The organism is Pseudomonas sp. HLS-6 TE3448 (assembly GCF_053629555.1).
This window is the reverse complement of record NZ_JBRJIO010000001.1, coordinates 3,888,585-3,907,101: the sequence shown is the minus strand read 5'-3', so window position 1 is coordinate 3,907,101 and position 18,517 is coordinate 3,888,585. Positions and strand designations below refer to the sequence as shown.

Sequence of the window (18,517 nt, the reverse complement as noted above, 5' to 3'; positions counted from 1 at the left end):
CTCGGCACCCAGAGCGTTAGCGAGCGAGCGGGATGTCTGCCCAGGTTGGGTGTTCAGCCAGGCGCTGCTGGATGCCGCGCATGGCTTTGAGCGATCGCTGAAGCTTGATATAGACGTCACCGCAGTAATCCCAGCCGAGAAGACCGATCCGGCCGTTGTATCCCATGCGTTGAAGGGCACCCAGCAATGCGAAGTTGTCCAGTTCCCCCCGGTCTGGCGGTTCCATGGTCGCAACACCTCCCCACCCCAATTGTGAAAGGGTCGACCCTGAGGTGGTCACTTGCATCAGCCAAGGCTTCATGGCGTCAAGACGCCCTTGCAGGTCGCCTTCTTGGCTGGCATACCAGTGGTAGCCATTGAAGACTGCGCCGAGTTGAGGATGATCGAAAAATCGACACACCTCTACGACTTGGGATGTGGTCTCGGTGACATGATTGCGATGTGGGTAAAGCGCTAGCTTTAGCCCCCTGCGCTCGACAATAGGCAACAAGCGCTCGATGGACTGCAGTATCGCCTTTACGCCGTTGATCGAGGTTTGAATGGCCAATTCGATGAGTTGCACGCCCTCGACTGACTCGACGATTTGCTTGACCAGGTGATCATTGCGCCCTTCATGCAGCACCAAATACAGGGCTGCTACATCCAGCCCATGCTTTGCCTTCACCTGCGGCAGCAGTTTCAAATCGGTCAGTGGGTGTCCGCTCCAGGCCGCCACGGTTATTGCGTCATAGCCGACTTCAGCGACCATCTCGCATTGTGACTGGAAGCTGTATACCCCCATTGAGGTATAGAAAAAGGAGTCGAGCGCGTGGATGGGGTTGTTCATGGCGTTCATCAGTTACCGCTGCGTCAGCGTGGAAGATCGGTCATAAGTGCCCAGTGCGGATTACGCGCCAGACGCTCTTCCATGGAGCGGAATGCCGTGAGCGAGCGCAGCAGATTGCCATGCACATCGCCGCCCATGCTTTCCCACCCTAGGAACCCATAGCGGCCCTTGTAACCGCGGCGCTCCAGCGCGCCGAGCAACACGAAGTTGTCCATCTCCCCCTCATCCAAGGGCTCGATGGTTGCCGCTCCTCCCCAACCAAGTGGAGAGAGGCGGCAACCTGCAATGTTCACCTGACGCAGCCAAGGCATGACGGCATCCAGTCGTTGCTCCAGTGCCCCTTCCTGGCAGGCATACCAGTGGTAGCCGTTGAAGACGATGCCAAGATTGGCGTGATCGAAACGCTCGCACAGTTCAACAGCCTCGCGGGTCGTCTGCATGCCGTAACGGATATGCGGATACAGCGCGATCTGGATGCCGCGTTGCTCGCAGATCGGCAGCAGCCGCTCGAGCATGTGCAGGTCATGGTCTTGAATGCTGTCACCGGAGTGCAGGGCGAGCTCAATGGAACTACAGCCTTCTAGCGTTTCGAACAGGTTGATCATGCGGCCTTCCAGGCCCTTGCGGTAGATCGCATAGATGGCGCCTACGTCCAGGCCCCATTCGCGCTTTACCTTTGGCAGGTCCCTGAGCTCAGCGCTCCAGGACGATACGGTGATGCCCTGGTAACCCAGGGAGGCGAGCATTTCGCACTGCACCGCCAGGGGATAGGTCCCCAATTTGGTCTGAAAGATGAAATCCATCGCATGGACAGCGTGTTGCATAGTGAAACTCCGTTGAGATGGGTTATGCGCCTGCGGGAACATGGGTAGGGAAATGCGGAAGCACGTACTCACCAAGCTCATCGATGACTTCAGAGGCGGGGCGATGTTGTGGTTTAAAGTTCAGGGCGACATGCGAAACGCCTTGGTCCTGCTGGCGCAACCACAATTCGATGAGGGTATTACGGCCGGCACGCATTACCCGCCCTTGTTGCAGTGGTGCATTCGGGTCTGAATCGAGGTCGAAGAAGGTTCCGTAACCGTATGGCTTGAACGGTTTTCCGGCAGAAGCCTGTTGCCACTGGGACACGATGCTCGGCACGCGGATGGGGTTATTGAGGTAGCCGATCATTCCGTCCGTGTGTTCGGCAATCCACTCCAGCGTCTGTCCGGCCATGCCCACAACCAAGGTTGGCAGCCTGGGTGCCAACGGTTTGGGTACCAAGTCGAGGCTGCCAGTGAGTTGTCCATAAAAAAGCGTAGAAACAGTTGGCCAGTCCTGTTCCGTTGCTGCCCTGAGCACCGCAAGCGCATCGCGGAAGCGGTCGGCGCGGCTATCGAATTCAACCCCGAACGCGGGGTATTCGATGGGCCGGTCACCGCCCGCAAGGCCCAGAATCAAGCGCCCTCCCAACAATTGGTCGACACTTGCAGCTTGCTTTGCAACGATCAGTGGGTCGCGCAGTGGTAGCACTATACCGGCGGTACCGATCGCGATATTACGGGTGACTGCGGCGAGATAGCCGGCATAGACCAACGGATCCAACACCTGTGCGACATCGCCAAAATGGGGGTCATAGAAGGGAACGTCCCTCAGCCAGATGACGGAGAACCCTGCCTCATCGACTTTCTGAGCCATGGCCGTGTGATTGGCCAGTGTCGGGCCAGGGGTTTCCGGGTAGCTCTCCAAAGGCGCAATGAAACCGAAGGTCAGGTGCCCGGGGCGGAACACTCTTGCAAACCCTCGGTGGCTGGACAGTTCGGTTGGCAACGTTGCGGACGGATGTTTGAAGCTCATCTTTACCTCGTCGATTCGTTTGAGCCCATGATCAGAGGCTCGACAACAGCGGTTGGACGACTATAGAGAGGATTATCGTGAAGAAAAATAAGCTACAATTCCTAACATTCAGGAATAATTGGATGCAATAATGTCTGCGATGATGGATCAGATGGGGGGCTTGGGGGCGTTTGTCTATGCCGCGGAAGCACGCAGTTTCACGGAGGCCGGCAGGCGTCTGGAGGTGTCCTCATCCGCTATCGGCAAAGCCATTGCCCGGCTGGAAGAGCGGCTTGGCGTACGGCTGTTTCATCGTTCCACCCGAGCCATCACCCTTACACCAGAAGGCGCGCTATTCCTGGAGCGCTGCCACCGAATCTTCGCCGAACTCGAGGTGGCTGAGCGCGAACTGCATCAGTCGGCGGCAAAACCGCAAGGTAAGCTGCGACTGAGTTTGCCGCAGTTGGGGATGCGCCTAATGCCCCACCTGATCGCATTTCAACAGACCTACCCAGCCGTGGAGCTGGAGATGGACTTCAGTGATCGCCTCGTGAATGTGATCGAGGAGGGGTTTGACGCGGTCATGCGTATAGGTGAAGTAGAGGACTCCAGATTGATGATGCGCAGACTGCAGGGTTTCAGTCATCGCATCGTCGCTACTCCAGGCTATCTTGAACAACGTGGCACGCCGAAGCGTCCCTCGGAGTTGGTAAGTCACGCGTGTTTACACTATCGCTATCCCTCGAGCGGCAAGCTGGATGCCTGGCCGTTGAGCGAACACGGCAAACCCGTGCATCTGGACCTTCCTCAAAGTGCGGTCGCCAATGCCATCGATCCCTTGCTGGCAATGGCTGAAGCCGGGCAGGGTATTGCCTGCCTTCCCGACTTCATACTGGTCGATGCTCTTGCACAGGGGCGACTGGTATCTTTGTTGGAAGCGTATGTGTCAGATCGGCGCAATTTCACTATATTGTGGCCGTCGAGCCGGCAACCATTGCCCAAGATAAAGGCTTTCGTCGACTTCATGGTTAACCGGTTACCAGCGGACCGCGGGTAACTCAATGCGTCAGCACTGGGCAGGATGAGCCTCCGTGAGTGATAACGAAGGCTCACTTTTATTTACAGCGCATCTTGCAAGGCCTTCAGCATGCTTTCGATCAGCGCCTCATTACTGATCGGGAAAGTGCACAGCAGGCTGTTTCAGCCACGAGAGTATTTGACGACGGATCGGGTGTGCCAAGGCTTTGATCAACACATCAAGATCATCGGTTTCTACTGTGGTGCGCACGTTGAGCACGGCATTGTTCCTGTGATAAGTCGATTAAGGCGAGGGCCTTCAGATCCCTTGTTAAGGCTAGCGCAACCGTTAAATGGTTATCGAACGGGTGTTTCGTGATCCGAGAACAGGTCGAACATCAGTTGTCGCAGCCAGCGATTGGCGGGATCTTTATTGAAGCGGGCATGCCAGAACAGGTTGATTTCGATGTTCGGCAGTTCAACCGGGGGCGGCAATATACACAGGTCGAAAGGGCCTTCACAGCTGATCGCGAATCGCTCTGGCACCGTTGCTAGCAGGTCGGTTCGCTGCAGAATGTGGCCCACTGCAACGAAGTGGGGAACTTCCAGGCGAACGTTGCGCACCACGCCTGCTCTTGAATAGAAAGTATCGACTTCGCCGTGACCTGTATTAGCGGCAACGACCCTGACGTGGTCATACTGGGTGAAACGCTCTACGGTCAAGGGCTCCCGCGTGGCGGGGTGGCCTGCCCGGCATAGGCACACGTAGCGATGATGGAACAGGCGGCGCTGGAAGAAACCTGCTTGCAAATGGGGCAACAACCCGACCGCCAGATCGATGGTCCCGTTTTGCAAACCTTCGGCAAGGGTATCGGCGGTATTGCGCAGCGTGCTGATGGTGCAGCCTGGCGCAAGCTCAGCCAAAGCGTCCATCAACTTGGGCATGAAGTAGATTTCGCCGATGTCGGTCATGGCCATGGTGAAGCGCCGGTTGCAAGTGCGGGGGTCGAACACATCCTGTCGACCGAGCGCGTCTCGTAACGTTTGAATTGCGAGTGTCACCGGCTCAGCCAGTTGCAACGCATAAGGTGTGGGCTCCATGCCCTGATAGGTGCGAACGAACAGTTCGTCCTGCAGTGCCGTGCGCAGTCGCTTGAGCGCATTGCTCATCGCAGGCTGGGTCAACTCAAGATGCTCAGCAGCGGTGGAAACCTTGCGGTCGATCAGCAGTTGGTTGAACACCAGCAGCAGGTTCAAATCCAGGTCGCGTAGTTCCATGATGCCTCGTCGTCGCTTAACGATTGATGGTCGAGATGATTGCCAGGCAGCGCTGGGTTATGGGACTGATGTCACTGGCCCACGGTGAGACCTGTAATCAGCTCCGGCAGTACGGCATAGAGCGTGGACAGCGCAAAGCCTATGCCAAACCATTGCCGCTGCCCTTCACCTATACGCCTGGTGTTTTCGCATACCTGTTCAAGCTGCTTGAGCAAGGTGACGCTCTGCTCATAGAAAAACCGGCCTGCGTCGGTTGTCTGCGCTCAAGCAATGCTGTGCCCAGATGTTCTTCCAACTGCTGAATCTGGCGACTCAGGGGCGGCTGGCGATGTTCAGACGCTCGGCAGCGCGGGTGAAATTCAAGGTTTTCGCGACTGCCTGGAAGTAACGAACATGCCTGAGATCCACGATACCTCCTGAGTATTGTTCGAGATGAAAACAATATTGGACTCAATGAATGCAATGGATCGATCCTACGGTACACGAAACAAGATCCTATGGGTATTGATGCAATGGCATCGCACCCCAGCCTCTACCTTGCGTAATGGAACCCGAAATGAAAGCAGCCCGAATCGAGCGCCTTGAGACGATCATCGTCGACTTGCCGACCATTCGCCCGCACAAGCTGGCCATGCACACCATGCGCAGCCAGACACTGGTCATCCTTCGTTTGTTGTGTAGCGACGGCATCGAGGGGATCGGTGAGGCCACCACCATTGGCGGGCTCGCCTACGGCAATGAAAGCCCAGAAAGCATCAAGAGCAACCTGGACAGCTACTTCGCGCCTTTGCTGATCGGCCAGGACGCAGAGAACATCAATGCGGCGATGCATCGCCTGGACAAAGCCATCAAGGGCAACACATTCGCCCGCTCGGCAGTGGAAACGGCGTTGCTCGATGCCCAAGGCAAGCGGTTGGGGCTACCTGTCAGCGAGTTGCTGGGCGGCCGGGTGCGTGATGCCCTGGAAGTGGCCTGGACCCTTGCCAGTGGCGACACCGGCAAGGACATCGAAGAAGCCGAGTGTATGCTCGAGCAACGTCGCCACCGCATCTTCAAACTCAAAATTGGTGCCAATGCCCTGGAGCATGACCTTGTCCATGTGGTGGCCATCAAGAAAGCATTGGGCGATCGCGCCAGCGTACGTGTCGACGTCAACCAATACTGGACCGAGTCTCAGGCCATCAAGGGCTGCCAGGTGCTGGGTGAAAACGGCATCGACCTGATCGAACAGCCGATTTCGCGGATCAACCGAAGCGGGCAAGTGCGGCTTAACCAGCGCAGCCCGGCGCCCATCATGGCGGACGAATCCATCGAAAGTGTCGAGGACGCTTTCAGTCTGGCGGCCGATGGCGCTGCCAGCATTTTCGCGCTGAAGATCGCCAAGAATGGCGGCCCTCGCGCCGTGCTGCGCACCGCCCAGATTGCCCAGGCAGCAGGCATTGCGCTGTATGGCGGGACCATGCTGGAAGGGGCAGTGGGCACCTTGGCATCGGCCCATGCGTTCATCACCCTGGATCAGATGCAATGGCACACGGAGCTGTTCGGCCCACTGCTGCTCACCGAAGAAATCGTGACCGAAGCGCCTGTGTACCGCGACTTCCAGTTGCACGTCCCTGCCACGCCGGGCCTCGGGCTGACGCTCGATGAAGAACGCCTGGCCAGATTCCGTCGTACTTGAAACCTTTTATAGGAGATTTGGCAAATGCTGTTTCACGTGAAGATGACTGTAAAGCTGCCAGTGGACATGGACCCGCAAGTGGCTGCCCGCTTGAAGGCTGACGAAAAGGAACTGGCCCAGCGCCTGCAGCGTGAGGGCAAGTGGCGTCATCTGTGGCGCATTGCCGGCCACTACGCCAACTTCAGTGTGTTCGACGTGGACAGCGTCGAAGCGCTGCACGACACCCTCATGCAACTGCCGCTGTTCCCCTACATGGACATCGAAGTGACCGGCCTGTGCCGCCATCCTTCGTCGATTCATGAGGATGATCGCTGAGTACCACGCTTGCCATTGTGAATCATCACCGATGCAGACGGTCGGTACCGTGCTCGCAGCATTGTTCCTTCCGGCTACGGTTGTGAGCCATAGGGGACAAGTACCTCTGGGATGACTTTGCCTATGCCACGCGCGAAGAGCTGATCGGGGAAGTGCGCTTTATCGAGGATGCGGGTCTGGCCGCCAAACAAGGTATAGAAGGGCGCTTTGCGGAACTGTCCTTTGACTTCCAGTTGCAACCGGCAGCTGAAACTCCCGACGAACAACACAGCTTGCGGCCGCGCGCGCTGCAGGCGTAACGCAGAGGAGGGCAGCAACCCCAGCCTGACCTCTCTCTGCTCTCTCTGCTCTCTCTGCTCTCCCTGGCCGAACCGTATCCCTGCACGCTCGCCCCAGGCGTTAGATGAAAGCATTTCCCATATCGGCATCAGGTGTGTGAAGTGGTGACGAATATTCAGGATGGAAATACTGGTTATTCGTTTCGCTGCATGTGAGACCACTGTCGGCTTGGTCATGATGACCCTCAGCGCACTTCAGCCTGTTGGTCACCGTCCAGCGATACACCACGGTGCTGAGGGCGTAACAAGGGGGTTGAAGCCCCGCCATAACAATTACAAGAATGAGCAATGCCATGCGAACAATCGACGTTTCGGCCCTGATAAACGGGGCGCGTTTCAATGCCTTTCATGCGCGAATTCTGGTCTGGTGCGCACTTATCATCATCTTCGACGGCTACGACCTGGTGATCTACGGCGTGGTGTTGCCGTCGTTAATGACCGAATGGGGGCTCAGTGCAGTGCAAGCGGGCGCACTGGGTAGCTGTGCGCTGGTCGGGATGATGTTGGGCGCCTTGTTTTTCGGATCGATCTCAGACCGGGTCGGTCGCCGCAAGACCATCATGATATGTGTGCTGCTGTTTAGCGGCGTCACCGCATTGAACGGTCTTGCATCCAGTCCTGCGGCCTTCGCGCTGTGTCGCTTCATTGCGGGGCTTGGGATCGGTGGCGTGATGCCGAACGTCGTGGCCTTGATGAATGAATACGCCCCGCAAAAATCACGCAGCACCTTGGTTGCGATTATGTTCAGCGGCTATTCGCTGGGCGGGATGTTATCCGCGGGGCTGGGTATGCTGTTCATCCCGCAGTGGGGATGGCAGGCGGTATTCTACGTTGCCTTGATCCCGATGCTGATACTCCCGCTGCTGCTGCGGCAGTTGCCGGAGTCGATGGACTTTCTGCTGCGCAGCGGGCAAATCGAGCGGGCCAAATCCTTGTTGGCGCAAACGACGCGAAGCTACTTGCCCGAAGCAGACGATCAGTTGGTTCATTCGGTTGCGCGTGGCTCAACCGCCTCGATCGGGGAGCTGTTCCGTGATGGCCGCCTCGTCAGCACCTTGGCCTTGTGGGTCGCATTCTTCTGCTGCCTGTTGATGGTCTACGCGTTGAGTTCGTGGTTACCCAAGATAATGAACAGCGCAGGTTACGGACTCAATTCGAGCTTGGCGTTCCTGTTGGTGCTGAACGGTGGCGCCATTGTCGGCGCTATCGCAGGTGGCTGGCTCGGCGACCGGGTGGGCATCACCAAGGTCTTACTGATGTTCTTTGCCTGCGGCGCCTTGTCATTAAGCCTGCTGGCAATAAAGGCGCCTTTGGCGGTGCTGTATCTGCTGATCGCCATTGCTGGAGCTTGCACCATCGGCACTCAAATTCTGGCCAATGCTTGCGCTGTGCAGTATTACCCGCCGCATGTGCGGTCCACGGGGTTGGGCTGGGCAATGGGAATAGGGCGAACCGGGGCAATCATCGGCCCGGTACTTGGCGGGCTATTGCATGGGTCAAACTTGCCATTGCAGGCCAGCTTCCTGGTTTTTGCCATACCCGGTGCCATTGGCGCGGCAGCGATCCTGGTCTTTCTGAAGCACCGCAAGGTGCTGTCGCCTGTGCAGATCAGCACGCAGGCGGCTTCCTGATGGGCGCGTGTTCAGCGGCTTGAACGTCGGCCTGCGTGCTTGAAATCAGGTAACGCATGACGTTCGTGTTCGCGAGCAATATTCATAGCTGTGATGTCGTTTATGGGTTTCACGGTATTTATCAATAGCGACGCAGCAGTAATCATCCGTGAACTCCAATAACAATCAGCCCCAAGGGTACCTTGCTATGCAAACCTCTACTTCTGCTCTGAACGTCTCGATTATCGGTGGTGGTATCGCAGGCGTTGCTCTGTCACTGGATCTGTGCCGTCACACTCATCTGAATGTCCAACTGTTCGAAGCAGCGCCCGCTTTCGGTGAAGTAGGCGCAGGCGTCTCCTTCGGCGCCAATGCCGTGCGCGCCATCGCTGGCCTCGGTATCGCCGAGCCCTACCGCAACATCGCTGACAGCACGCCTACGCCTTGGCAGGACATCTGGTTCGAATGGCGTATGGGGCGCGATGCCCAGTATCTGGGGTGCAGCGTTGCCGAGGGTGTCGGGCAATCGTCTGTGCATCGTGCCGACTTCCTCGACGCCCTGGCCAGCCAGCTCCCTGAGGGCATCGCCCAGTTTGGCAAACGTGCCCAGCGCGTGGAGCAGGACGGTGAACAGGTTCAAGTAACGTTCACTGATGGCACTGAGCATCGCTGCGACGTGTTGATCGGTGCCGATGGCATCAAGTCTTCGATCCGTGACCATGTGCTGCAAGGCTTGAACCAGCCACTGGCTGCGCCTCGTTTCAGCGGTACCTGTGCCTACCGAGGCCTCATTGACAGCCAGCAACTGCGCGAAGCCTACCGGGCACGTGGCGTTGATGAGCATCTTATCGATGTTCCACAGATGTATCTTGGGCTGGACGGCCACATCCTGACCTTCCCGGTCAAGCAAGGGCGCTTGATCAACGTCGTCGCGTTCATCTCCGATCGTAGTCAACCAAACCCGGTCTGGCCCAGCGATGCGCCTTGGGTGCGTAACGCAACACAAGCAGAAATGCTGACCGCGTTCGAGGGCTGGGATGACGCCGCGCAGGTGCTTCTGGAATGCATTCCAACGCCTTCGCTGTGGGCACTTCACGATTTGGCGGAGTTGCCGGGTTACGTCTATGGCCGTGTCGGCCTGATCGGGGACGCTGCCCATGCCATGTTGCCGCACCAGGGCGCTGGTGCTGGGCAAGGGCTGGAGGATGCATGGCTGCTGGCGCGCCTGCTGGCTGACCCGAAAGTGCTGGAGAAGCGTCCACAGGCAGTGCTCGACGCCTATGACGCAGTACGCCGGCCACGTGCATGCCGCGTGCAGCGGACCTCTTGGGAAGCTGGCGAACTCTACGAGTTCCGTGACCCAGCGGTACTGGAAGACAAGGAACGGCTCGGCAAGGTACTCGCCGAGCGGTTCGACTGGCTGTGGAATCACGACATGCAGGAAGACCTGCTGCAGGCCCGTGAGCAGCTCGGCTTGCACGCGCAAGCGGCTTGATCCAATTCCAAGATAGGGCAGGGCGCTGATGCCTTGCCTCGCTCAGAACACATATAAGAAGGTGTCATCACCATGGCGATCACTATTTCCAACCTGCCTGAAATTCAAGCGTTTTTCCGTCAAGCTGCCGGCTTTGATCACGACCAGGGCGATGCTCGCTGCAAACAGATAATCCTGCGCGTGCTGCAGGATGTCGCGCGACTAATCGAAGACCTGGAAATTACCGAAAACGAATTCTGGAAAGCGGTCGACTACCTGAACCGTCTGGGTGCCAAGAACGAAGCCGGTTTGCTCGTCGCCGGCCTGGGTATTGAACACTTTCTTGATCTTCTGGCCGATGCCAAGGATGAAGCCGCGGGCCGTACTGGCGGAACCCCGCGCACGATCGAGGGCCCACTCTATGTCGCAGGCGCTCCGATCTGCGAAGGTGTCGCGCGCATGGATGACGGGACTGAGGATGACCGTGCGACCGTGATGTTCCTTGAGGGGCAGGTGGTCGACTTGCAGGGGCAGCCGATTGCTGGTGCAGTCGTGGACCTGTGGCAAGCCAACACTGAAGGGAATTACTCCTACTTCGACAAGAGTCAATCCGAATACAACCTGCGCCGCCGGATCATCACGGATGAGCAGGGCCGGTACCGCGCGCGCAGCATCGTACCATCCGGATATGGCTGCAACCCGGCCGGCCCTACCCAGGAGTGTCTCGATACGCTTGGCAGACACGGGCAGCGTCCAGCGCACGTGCATTTCTTCATCTCCGCGCCTGGGCATGAACATCTCACTACCCAGATCAACCTGTCCAACGACAAGTACCTGTGGGATGACTTCGCCTACGCAACCCGTGACGGCCTGATCGGCGATATCCAATTTGTCGACGACGCTGAGCGCGCCAAGGCAAGGGGTGTGGAAGGGCGTTTTGCCGAAATGACCTTCGACTTTTGCTTGCGCCCTGCAGTGAGCCAGAAAGCGACCGAGCGAAGCCAGCGACCACGTGCACTGCAACCAGCCTGATCCGCACCGCTGGCCAGTGTGAGTATTCGAGGAGAAGCAAATGTCCCACGATAATATGCAGAAGATGCGTATCCAGGCGGCAGTCCTGCGAGAGTCAGGTGCACCTCTGAAGGTCGAGGATGTGCTGATCGAAGCACCCCGTCCCACTGAAGTTCGTGTACGGGTTGTGGCATCGGGTGTCTGTCACACCGATATGGTAGTACGCGACCAACTGTTCCCTACACCGATGCCGATCATTCTTGGCCACGAGGGCGCAGGTGTGATCGATGCGGTCGGCTCTGCGGTGACAACGGTCAAACCGGGTGATCATGTTGTGATGACCTACATGTCTTGCGGCCTGTGCCTGCCTTGTGAGACAGGACACCCGGCGCACTGCACGCACATGCACCCGCTGAACTTTGGCGGCGGTCGCTTGGATGGCAGTGCTTCAAGCTGCGGCTGTGAATCGGGCATGCCAATACATGATCATTTCTTTGGTCAGTCATCCTTCTCGACGTATGCCATCGCCAACGAACGCAACGTGGTCAAGGTCGCCAAAGAGGCTCCGCTGGAATTGCTGGGGCCACTGGGTTGCGGTATTCAGACAGGTGCAGGGTCTGTACTGAACGCACTGAAGGTCGAGGCTGGCTCCAGCTTCGTCGCCTTCGGCGCAGGAGCAGTCGGCCTGGCCTCAGTCATGGCTGCCCGTATCGCTGGTGCGACCACCATCATCGCGGTGGATGTCACCCCGAGCCGACTTCAATTGGCGCTGGAACTCGGTGCGACACATGTCATTAACAGCTGTGAAGAAAACCCGGTCGAGCGCATACAACAGATTACCGCAGGCGGCGCCAACTACAGTCTGGAGTGTTCGGGGCGCGCGGAAGTGCTGCGCCAAGCCATCGATGCACTGGCCACGCTTGGCACCTGCGGCATCGTTGGCGCGACCAAGTTCGGAACTGAAGTAGCGTTCAACATCAACGAAGTGATGATCCCTGGCAAACGCATCATGGGTATCGTCCAGGGCGACGTGGTCGCCAACGCGTTCATTCCGAAGCTTGTGGATCTCTACCTGCAAGGTCGGTTCCCATTCGACAAGCTATGCAAGTTCTATGAGTTCGATCAGGTCAACGAAGCCATGGCGGATAGTGAGCGCGGCGTGACCATCAAGCCGATCTTGCGGATGCCGGCAGTATCAGCAGCCTGATTTTTTTGTTACCTAGAGGTATCTACCATGACTGTACAACTGGTGATAGATAACCAGAAGCAATCCGCATCCGACGGCAAGACCTATCAGCGAGTCGATCCCATCAGCTCGCATACTGTCAGCGTCGGTGCCGCTTGCAGCGTTGCAGACGCACTGCGTGCCGCAGAATCGTCCGAGCGAGCGTTCCGAACCTGGGCTGGTACAGGGCCAACAGAGCGTCGTCGTATCTTGCTGGCCGCCGCCGATGCACTCGAAGCCAAGATGACGGATTTCTGCGTCGCAATGGCCGATGAAATCGGTGCCTCGCAGCTGTGGGCGCAATTCAATGTGGGGGCATCTGCAAACCTGCTGCGTGAAGCTGCTGCAATGACCACGCAGATCAAGGGTGAAACCATACCCACCGACAAGCCCGGCGCTCTGTCTATGACCCTGCGCCAACCTGTCGGTACGGTACTTTCGATCGTGCCATGGAACGGTCCGGTCATTCTCGGCGCGCGCGCTATCGCGTATCCACTGGCGTGCGGCAATACGGTGATCTTCAAGGGGTCCGAGAGCAGCCCGCGCACCCATGCTTTGCTGGCTGAGGCATTCTACGAAGCCGGCTTGCCAGCGGGCGTTCTCAACTTTCTGATCAGTGCTCCGGAAGATGCTGCGGCGGTTACCGAAGCACTGGTTGCCCATGACACCGTACGTCGCGTCAACTTCACAGGCTCAACCAAGGTCGGTCGCATGATTGCGCAAACCTGTGCGAGCCATCTTAAGCGTTGCCTGCTGGAACTGGGGGGCAAAGCGCCTTTCATCGTTCTGGATGATGCTGATATCGAGGGCGCTGTAAACGCCGCAGTGTTTGGCGCGTTTTTGTACCAGGGGCAGATTTGCATGTCCACGGAGCGCTTCGTGGTGGACGAAGCTGTAGCGGACGTGTTCGTCGCCCGCTTTGTCGAGCGAGTCAGCGCACTCGAGACGGGCTTGCCGACGAAATCTCCAGCCTGTGTGATCGGCCCCATGATTGGTCAAGGTTCCGTACAGCGGATCAATCATCTGCTGGATGATGCGGTTAACAAGGGAGCCAAAATTGTCACTGGGGGGCTCGCCCAGAGCGCACTGATGGGCCCGACATTGGTCGACTGCGTGACCCGGGAAATGGCCATCTACGATGAGGAGACCTTTGGCCCGGTAACCACTATCGTCAGGGTAAAAGGGGCCGAGCAGGCCTTGGCCGTTGCCAACGATACAGCCTACGGTCTTTCATCTTCGATCTTCAGCCGTGACGTCACCAAAGCACTCGGCCTCGCCAGCCGACTGGATGCTGGCTGCGTTCACATCAATGGTGCGACCGTGCAAAACGAGCCGCAGGCGCCTTACGGCGGCATGAAGAAAAGCGGATATGGCCGCTTCGATGGCAGTGCAGTGATCGAAGAGTTCACTGAGGTGAAATGGGTAACGGTGGAGCCGTCGGGCCAACCATATCCTTTCTGAGTTTTATCCCGACACTGCTGCTTTGGTTTTTGGGTCGTCCGTATCGTTCGGGTACGGACGGCTCTTTTTTCTAGCACGGCTTTCCCACGGCTGCGGCTATCGGATGGCGAACTGCGCCGCCCGGTTGACCCAGCGGCGATCTATGCCGGCTTCTTTCACCGGGATACCGGCGTAACGCATTGACGATTTCGTGATGGCAAATCACCTGAAGGTTCTTTGAACCGCCGATACCCCCAGTGCCATGACCGCGACAACGATTACAAACCAGAAGTATTCCATGCTGGCAATCAGGGTTGATTGCTGGTGGAGGTTCTGTGTCAGCATCGACAGTGAGATCTGGTTCGCCGCCGCCGTGCCGACCTGAGGTGTCAGGGCCTGCGCAAGGTGCTGCGACTGTTCAAGATATACAGGGTCCCCGGGGCTGAAGTGTCCATTCAAATTGTTGTACTGGAGTGTCGTGCGCCACTGCAGGAACAAGGTAGCCACTGCTGTACCCATGGCCATGGCAATCTGACCTAGCATGCTTTTGATTTGGTAGGCGTGGGCGAACAGTGTGTCGTGATGGGTTACATCGCGGAAGGTCTGCATGGCCGCAGTTGCCAGTACCAGCATCACGAAGCAGCCATTCAAGAACAGCGCAGGCAAGATGTTCGACCACATGTTGGCGTCCGTTGTGATGGATGACATTAGCCAGCCAAACCCTGTCAGCGCGCCGAAGCCTGCCAGGAAGAATTTCTTCGGGGCCGGGAATTTCGGAATGAGCACGGCCATGATCAGCCACGTCACCAGTGCACCGCCGAGCCCAAACGCCTGGAAAGTCCCGATGGTATCCCAAGAGTATCCAAGGCCTGTCTGCAGAAAGTACGGCAGCATGTAGTTATTTGCGCCCAGTACCACATAGGTGAAGCAGAAGAGTGCGACACCGAGTAGGTAGCGTGGTTGCATGAGGTCCCTGACCTTGAGGAACGGAGCGTCTTTGCGGTGTTCGGCGTGGAAGAAGATGTACAGCCCCAGCGCTGCTAACAGTGAGAATGTAACGAGAATGAATGTCTCGTTATAGAAGTCGTAGTAGGAGCGTTGCAACACGTACAAGAGAAAGAAGCTGCTCACGGACAACAGCAGAATGTTCGCAGGCGTCGAGGGTGTTCGATCGTCAATCGGAGCGGGCGCACGGGGTAGGAATCGCATACCCAGCAAGCCAGCGACCAGGGCCCCGGTAATCAGAACCCAGAAAATCGCATGCCAGGTATCCTCAATAACCACCATGGACGAAATGAAAGGTGCGGAAGCGGTGCCGACGGCCAACCCGGTGGCGAACACTTTTACACCGATAAAACGGCCTGGTCCTGGGGGCAGGAAATTGACCATCAGGCGGGCCGACGTCATGAAAGATGCGCCGCCCAATGCCATTATCACTCTGCCTGCGGTAAAGGTCGTCAAGTCGTCGCTGACTCCACAGACCAGCGCGCCAACTACGAAGATGCTGATAGAACCCAGCATGAAGTTACGCCACCCGAGCCTCTCCACCAGCCAGCGCTGCTTGGAGATCACCACAACGGCAATGCAGGCATAAAGCGCCGCGACAAGTGTGAATTCTTCAGGGCTGGCGTCGATCTCACCGCGAATCGGCGCCGAGGCGAAGGCAATCATTCCGGCCTGCAAGTACTCCAGTGCGCAAAGCAATCCGACCGTTACAAGTAGGGCAGCATTTTTCCGGTACATGATGCCCCTCGTTAAAGTTTGACACTTTGGTTGTCACGCCCATGATCCTCGTTGGCGCTGATCACCTGCTCAACAACCTGATTGGCATCCTTGAGCTCGTTGTCGAAAATGGAAGTGCTGTAGGCCGGACGGGTAGGGCTGGCCGTGTTCAACACAGCACCGTTTTGATCGTGTGTATCTACCGAGACCCGCATGGACAGGCCGAGACGCAATGGGTGCCGTTGCACTTCTTGGGCATCCAGGGCGATGCGCACAGGTACGCGCTGGGTCACTTTGATCCAGTTGCCTGTTGCGTTCTGCGCGGGCATCAGGGAGAACGCGCTACCTGTGCCGGCATCCAAGCCTACGATGGTGCCGTGGAAGACGATGTCACGGCTGTAAGCATCGGCACGAAGTTCGACCGGTTGGCCAATACGTAAGTCTTCGATCTGGGACTCTTTGAAGTTGGCGTTGACCCAGACCTGATCGACCGGCACCACCGACATCAACGCCACGCCGGGATTGATTCGCTGACCGACTTGAACAGTGCGTTTGGTGATCAGCCCGCTCACCGGCGAGCTGATTTGCGTACGGTGCAAAGCGATGTATGCATCCCGCAAATTGCTGGCGGCCACCAAGACATCTGGGTGCGTGCGCAGCGTAGTGTTATCGACCATCGCCAGACGAACCGCCAGCGCGTGCTGGGTTCCCTCAAGGCCCGCAACTGCGTTTTTCAGCACTTCCTGAGTATGGCTGATCTCTTCCCGCGACACGGCGCCGCTGGACGCGAGCTGATTACGTCGACGCACATCGTCCTGGGCCTTGCGCACGTCGTTCTTGCGTTGGCTGACCTCGGCTTCCAGTTGCTGAACCTGGTAATACTGGGTTCGTGCTTGGCGCACCGCCCTCGCCAGGTTGGACTTGGCACGCTCGAACTGAATTTCGGCATCTACTGTGTTGAGAGTCACCAGCGGGCTATGAGCAGCAACATAATCGGTATTGTCGCCACTGATGACCGTTACCGTACCACTGACTTGGGACGTAACCTGGACGATATTGCCCTCAACGTAGGCATCATCGGTAGACTCTGCGCCCATACGGGTCGCGTACCAGCCTCCAAGGACCACGACCAGTAGCACGATGGCCAGGGCCAACAGCAACTGTGGGGAGCGGAAGGGTCTGGCTTGCTCTGGGGAGGAGGGTGTCGGTGTTTTGCTGGTCATGATTTTTGGGCTGCTGTGGAAGTTACGTCGGCATCAGGTTGAATTTGAGGGCGATATCCGCCCCCCAGCGCTCGGCTGAGGTTCGCCTGCAAGGAAAGTGCACGAGACTGCAAAGTGACGAGTTGTCGTTTCTCGGACAACGTAGCGTTTTGTGTGGCGAGTACCTGCAGGTAAGTTGCCAGGCCAGCCGCATAGCGACTGTTGACCAGATCTGAGGCCGCCTGGGCCGTAGCGACAGCCTCGTTTTGTTGGGCCAAGCGTTCTTTGAGCCAACGCAGGGATGCAATCTGGTCGGCAATGTCTCGCAACGCATCGATGACTGTCTGGTTGTAGTTCTCTACTGCTAGGTCGTAGGCTGCATTCTGCGCATCAAGGTTGCCACGCAGGCGACCCCCTTCGAAGCTTGGCAAGCTGATGGCCGGGGATACACCGAGGATGCGACTGCTGTGGTCGTTGAAGGTGTCGAATGCAAGGCTCTGCATGCCAATGAAAGAAGTGAGGTTCACGTTGGGGTAGAACCGCGCCTTGGCGACTTCGATCTCGTGCCCTGATGCCTCTACTCGCCAGCGCTGGGCTACGACATCCGGGCGGTGACCGATAAGTTCGGCGGGAAGATCCGTTGGCAGGGTCACAGTACTGCTTGCCCGCATATGTGGCCGTGTGATTGTTCGGCCACGGTCAGGTCCTTTACCCAAGAGCGAAGCCAATTTGTTCTGGTTGAGCTCGATCACTTCCTTCAGCGCAGCGATGTTGGCCCGGCTGGCAGGAAGAGCTGCTTGAGATTGCTTAATGTCTATCTGCGTACCCAATTCGGCGGCAAATCGCTGCAGAGTCAGCTTCTCAATCTGCTCCTGCTGATCCAGCAGTGCTTGGGCCAGGTCCAGTTGCTCGTAGTTGTCCTGCAAGGCTATGTATGTCTGTACCACCGAAGTCGAGAGCATGAGTGCTGCCGCATGCTCGTCTACCTCCAGGGCATGACGGCGCCCGACCGCAGCGTTCACTGCCTCGCGGTTCTTTCCCCAGAAGTCCAGTTCGTAGCCTAGGTTGAACGTACCCAGATGGACGTTCTGCCAAGTTCCTTTTGCCGGCGCAGGCGTTGTGCCGTTGGAGCTGAAGTGCTCGCGGGTAACACTCATGCCAACCTCTGCATGAGGCAACAGCGATGCCCCCTCTATGTCTTCCAGAGCATTGGCCTGATGCACGCGCGCGGCCGCGGCACGCAGCGTCGGGCTACCGGACAGCGCCTCTACGACCAACACATTGAGTTGAGCGTCGTTGTAACTGGTCCACCAGGTTTCACTGGGCCACGCAGCAGGTGACAGCTTGATGTCGCTATCGGCCAGGGTCTGCTCCATACCCTGCGGCGTATTCATATGGGCGCTGGTTGTCAGGTCACTGAATGCGCAGCCGGTGAGGGCGCCTAGCAGCACGGCGATAGAGGTGTACGCGCTATGGCGTAACGTAGATGGAACCCTTCTAAAAGCCCGGTGTTTTCTGGTGTTCATGAACGGGATTCTCTGACGCAAAAAATGCCTACGCACG

At 57.7% G+C, this 18,517-nt stretch carries 15 protein-coding genes and 3 pseudogenes; 9 read left to right on the top strand and 9 right to left on the bottom strand.

The window, feature by feature from the left end; translation table 11 throughout:
* Positions 1-16 precede the first annotated feature (16 nt).
* The 3 genes from AB7M23_RS18010 to AB7M23_RS18000 are packed head-to-tail and all read right to left on the bottom strand — an operon-like array spanning position 17 to position 2,665.
* Positions 17-826: a sugar phosphate isomerase/epimerase family protein gene (locus tag AB7M23_RS18010; protein ID WP_454242196.1), complete on the bottom strand. Its 810-nt coding sequence runs from the start codon at positions 824-826 to the stop codon at positions 17-19.
* Between the two features lie 23 nt (positions 827-849).
* Positions 850-1,650 carry a sugar phosphate isomerase/epimerase family protein gene (locus AB7M23_RS18005; protein WP_454241564.1) on the bottom strand — a complete coding sequence of 267 codons (801 nt, stop codon included), beginning with the start codon at positions 1,648-1,650 and terminating at the stop codon, positions 850-852.
* Positions 1,651-1,672: 22 nt separating this feature from the next.
* Positions 1,673-2,665 carry an LLM class oxidoreductase gene (locus AB7M23_RS18000; RefSeq protein WP_454241563.1) on the bottom strand — a complete coding sequence of 331 codons (993 nt, stop codon included), beginning with the start codon at positions 2,663-2,665 and terminating at the stop codon, positions 1,673-1,675.
* A gap of 142 nt (positions 2,666-2,807) precedes the next feature.
* Here AB7M23_RS18000 and AB7M23_RS17995 point away from each other — a divergent pair, with 142 nt between their 5' ends.
* Complete coding sequence (locus AB7M23_RS17995) at positions 2,808-3,701, top strand: LysR family transcriptional regulator (protein WP_330522737.1); 894 nt, start codon at positions 2,808-2,810, stop codon at positions 3,699-3,701.
* Between the two features lie 114 nt (positions 3,702-3,815).
* Here AB7M23_RS17995 and AB7M23_RS17990 read toward each other — a convergent pair.
* The 3 genes and pseudogenes from AB7M23_RS17990 to AB7M23_RS17980 all read right to left on the bottom strand — a co-directional run.
* A pseudogene (locus AB7M23_RS17990) lies at positions 3,816-3,932 on the bottom strand (ArsR/SmtB family transcription factor); the annotation flags it as partial.
* A gap of 86 nt (positions 3,933-4,018) precedes the next feature.
* Complete coding sequence (locus AB7M23_RS17985; RefSeq protein ID WP_330522561.1) at positions 4,019-4,939, bottom strand: LysR family transcriptional regulator; 921 nt, start codon at positions 4,937-4,939, stop codon at positions 4,019-4,021.
* An 86-nt stretch (positions 4,940-5,025) separates the two neighbouring features.
* Positions 5,026-5,347: pseudogene (locus AB7M23_RS17980) on the bottom strand (LysR family transcriptional regulator); the annotation flags it as partial.
* Positions 5,348-5,495: 148 nt separating this feature from the next.
* On the opposite strand from AB7M23_RS17980, the gene AB7M23_RS17975 reads away from it, so the two are divergent.
* The 8 genes and pseudogenes from AB7M23_RS17975 (at position 5,496) to AB7M23_RS17940 (ending at position 14,051) form a co-directional block, all read left to right on the top strand.
* Complete coding sequence (locus tag AB7M23_RS17975; RefSeq protein ID WP_454241562.1) at positions 5,496-6,617, top strand: muconate cycloisomerase family protein; 1,122 nt, start codon at positions 5,496-5,498, stop codon at positions 6,615-6,617.
* Positions 6,618-6,641: 24 nt separating this feature from the next.
* Positions 6,642-6,932: a muconolactone Delta-isomerase gene (catC, locus tag AB7M23_RS17970; protein ID WP_014756783.1), complete on the top strand. Its 291-nt coding sequence runs from the start codon at positions 6,642-6,644 to the stop codon at positions 6,930-6,932.
* A gap of 21 nt (positions 6,933-6,953) precedes the next feature.
* A pseudogene (locus tag AB7M23_RS17965) lies at positions 6,954-7,231 on the top strand (dioxygenase family protein); the annotation flags it as partial.
* A gap of 332 nt (positions 7,232-7,563) precedes the next feature.
* The gene (locus tag AB7M23_RS17960) at positions 7,564-8,901 is read left to right on the top strand and encodes an MFS transporter (protein WP_454242195.1); all 1,338 of its coding nucleotides are present in this window, start codon (positions 7,564-7,566) and stop codon (positions 8,899-8,901) included.
* Between the two features lie 187 nt (positions 8,902-9,088).
* Complete coding sequence (salA, locus tag AB7M23_RS17955; RefSeq protein WP_454241561.1) at positions 9,089-10,375, top strand: salicylate 1-monooxygenase; 1,287 nt, start codon at positions 9,089-9,091, stop codon at positions 10,373-10,375.
* A 72-nt stretch (positions 10,376-10,447) separates the two neighbouring features.
* Entirely contained in the window at positions 10,448-11,386 is a 939-nt protein-coding gene (gene catA / locus AB7M23_RS17950) for a catechol 1,2-dioxygenase (RefSeq protein ID WP_454241560.1), read from the top strand.
* Between the two features lie 40 nt (positions 11,387-11,426).
* Positions 11,427-12,572: an NAD(P)-dependent alcohol dehydrogenase gene (locus AB7M23_RS17945; RefSeq protein ID WP_454241559.1), complete on the top strand. Its 1,146-nt coding sequence runs from the start codon at positions 11,427-11,429 to the stop codon at positions 12,570-12,572.
* A gap of 27 nt (positions 12,573-12,599) precedes the next feature.
* Complete coding sequence (locus AB7M23_RS17940) at positions 12,600-14,051, top strand: aldehyde dehydrogenase (RefSeq protein WP_454241558.1); 1,452 nt, start codon at positions 12,600-12,602, stop codon at positions 14,049-14,051.
* Between the two features lie 201 nt (positions 14,052-14,252).
* Here AB7M23_RS17940 and AB7M23_RS17935 read toward each other — a convergent pair whose 3' ends face one another.
* The 3 genes from AB7M23_RS17935 to AB7M23_RS17925 are packed head-to-tail and all read right to left on the bottom strand — an operon-like array spanning position 14,253 to position 18,480.
* Positions 14,253-15,773 carry an MFS transporter gene (locus tag AB7M23_RS17935; RefSeq protein ID WP_454241557.1) on the bottom strand — a complete coding sequence of 507 codons (1,521 nt, stop codon included), beginning with the start codon at positions 15,771-15,773 and terminating at the stop codon, positions 14,253-14,255.
* An 11-nt stretch (positions 15,774-15,784) separates the two neighbouring features.
* Entirely contained in the window at positions 15,785-16,975 is a 1,191-nt protein-coding gene (locus AB7M23_RS17930) for an HlyD family secretion protein (RefSeq protein WP_454241556.1), read from the bottom strand.
* Positions 16,972-18,480, bottom strand: a complete 1,509-nt coding sequence (locus tag AB7M23_RS17925; protein ID WP_454241555.1) for an efflux transporter outer membrane subunit — start codon at positions 18,478-18,480, stop codon at positions 16,972-16,974. Before AB7M23_RS17925 ends, AB7M23_RS17930 begins: the two co-directional genes overlap by 4 nt.
* Positions 18,481-18,517: the final 37 nt, after the last annotated feature.

Bases quoted from the DNA above. Each gene is read 5' to 3' on its own strand.
- AB7M23_RS18010 (WP_454242196.1), bottom strand. From the start codon at position 826: ATGAACAACCCCATCCACGCGCTCGACTCCTTTTTCTATACCTCAATG.
- AB7M23_RS18005 (WP_454241564.1), bottom strand. From the start codon at position 1,650: ATGCAACACGCTGTCCATGCGATGGATTTCATCTTTCAGACCAAATTG.
- AB7M23_RS18000 (WP_454241563.1), bottom strand. From the start codon at position 2,665: ATGAGCTTCAAACATCCGTCCGCAACGTTGCCAACCGAACTGTCCAGC.
- AB7M23_RS17995 (WP_330522737.1), top strand. From the start codon at position 2,808: ATGGATCAGATGGGGGGCTTGGGGGCGTTTGTCTATGCCGCGGAAGCA.
- AB7M23_RS17985 (WP_330522561.1), bottom strand. From the start codon at position 4,939: ATGGAACTACGCGACCTGGATTTGAACCTGCTGCTGGTGTTCAACCAA.
- AB7M23_RS17975 (WP_454241562.1), top strand. From the start codon at position 5,496: ATGAAAGCAGCCCGAATCGAGCGCCTTGAGACGATCATCGTCGACTTG.
- catC (WP_014756783.1), top strand. From the start codon at position 6,642: ATGCTGTTTCACGTGAAGATGACTGTAAAGCTGCCAGTGGACATGGAC.
- AB7M23_RS17960 (WP_454242195.1), top strand. From the start codon at position 7,564: ATGCGAACAATCGACGTTTCGGCCCTGATAAACGGGGCGCGTTTCAAT.
- salA (WP_454241561.1), top strand. From the start codon at position 9,089: ATGCAAACCTCTACTTCTGCTCTGAACGTCTCGATTATCGGTGGTGGT.
- catA (WP_454241560.1), top strand. From the start codon at position 10,448: ATGGCGATCACTATTTCCAACCTGCCTGAAATTCAAGCGTTTTTCCGT.
- AB7M23_RS17945 (WP_454241559.1), top strand. From the start codon at position 11,427: ATGTCCCACGATAATATGCAGAAGATGCGTATCCAGGCGGCAGTCCTG.
- AB7M23_RS17940 (WP_454241558.1), top strand. From the start codon at position 12,600: ATGACTGTACAACTGGTGATAGATAACCAGAAGCAATCCGCATCCGAC.
- AB7M23_RS17935 (WP_454241557.1), bottom strand. From the start codon at position 15,773: ATGTACCGGAAAAATGCTGCCCTACTTGTAACGGTCGGATTGCTTTGC.
- AB7M23_RS17930 (WP_454241556.1), bottom strand. From the start codon at position 16,975: ATGACCAGCAAAACACCGACACCCTCCTCCCCAGAGCAAGCCAGACCC.
- AB7M23_RS17925 (WP_454241555.1), bottom strand. From the start codon at position 18,480: ATGAACACCAGAAAACACCGGGCTTTTAGAAGGGTTCCATCTACGTTA.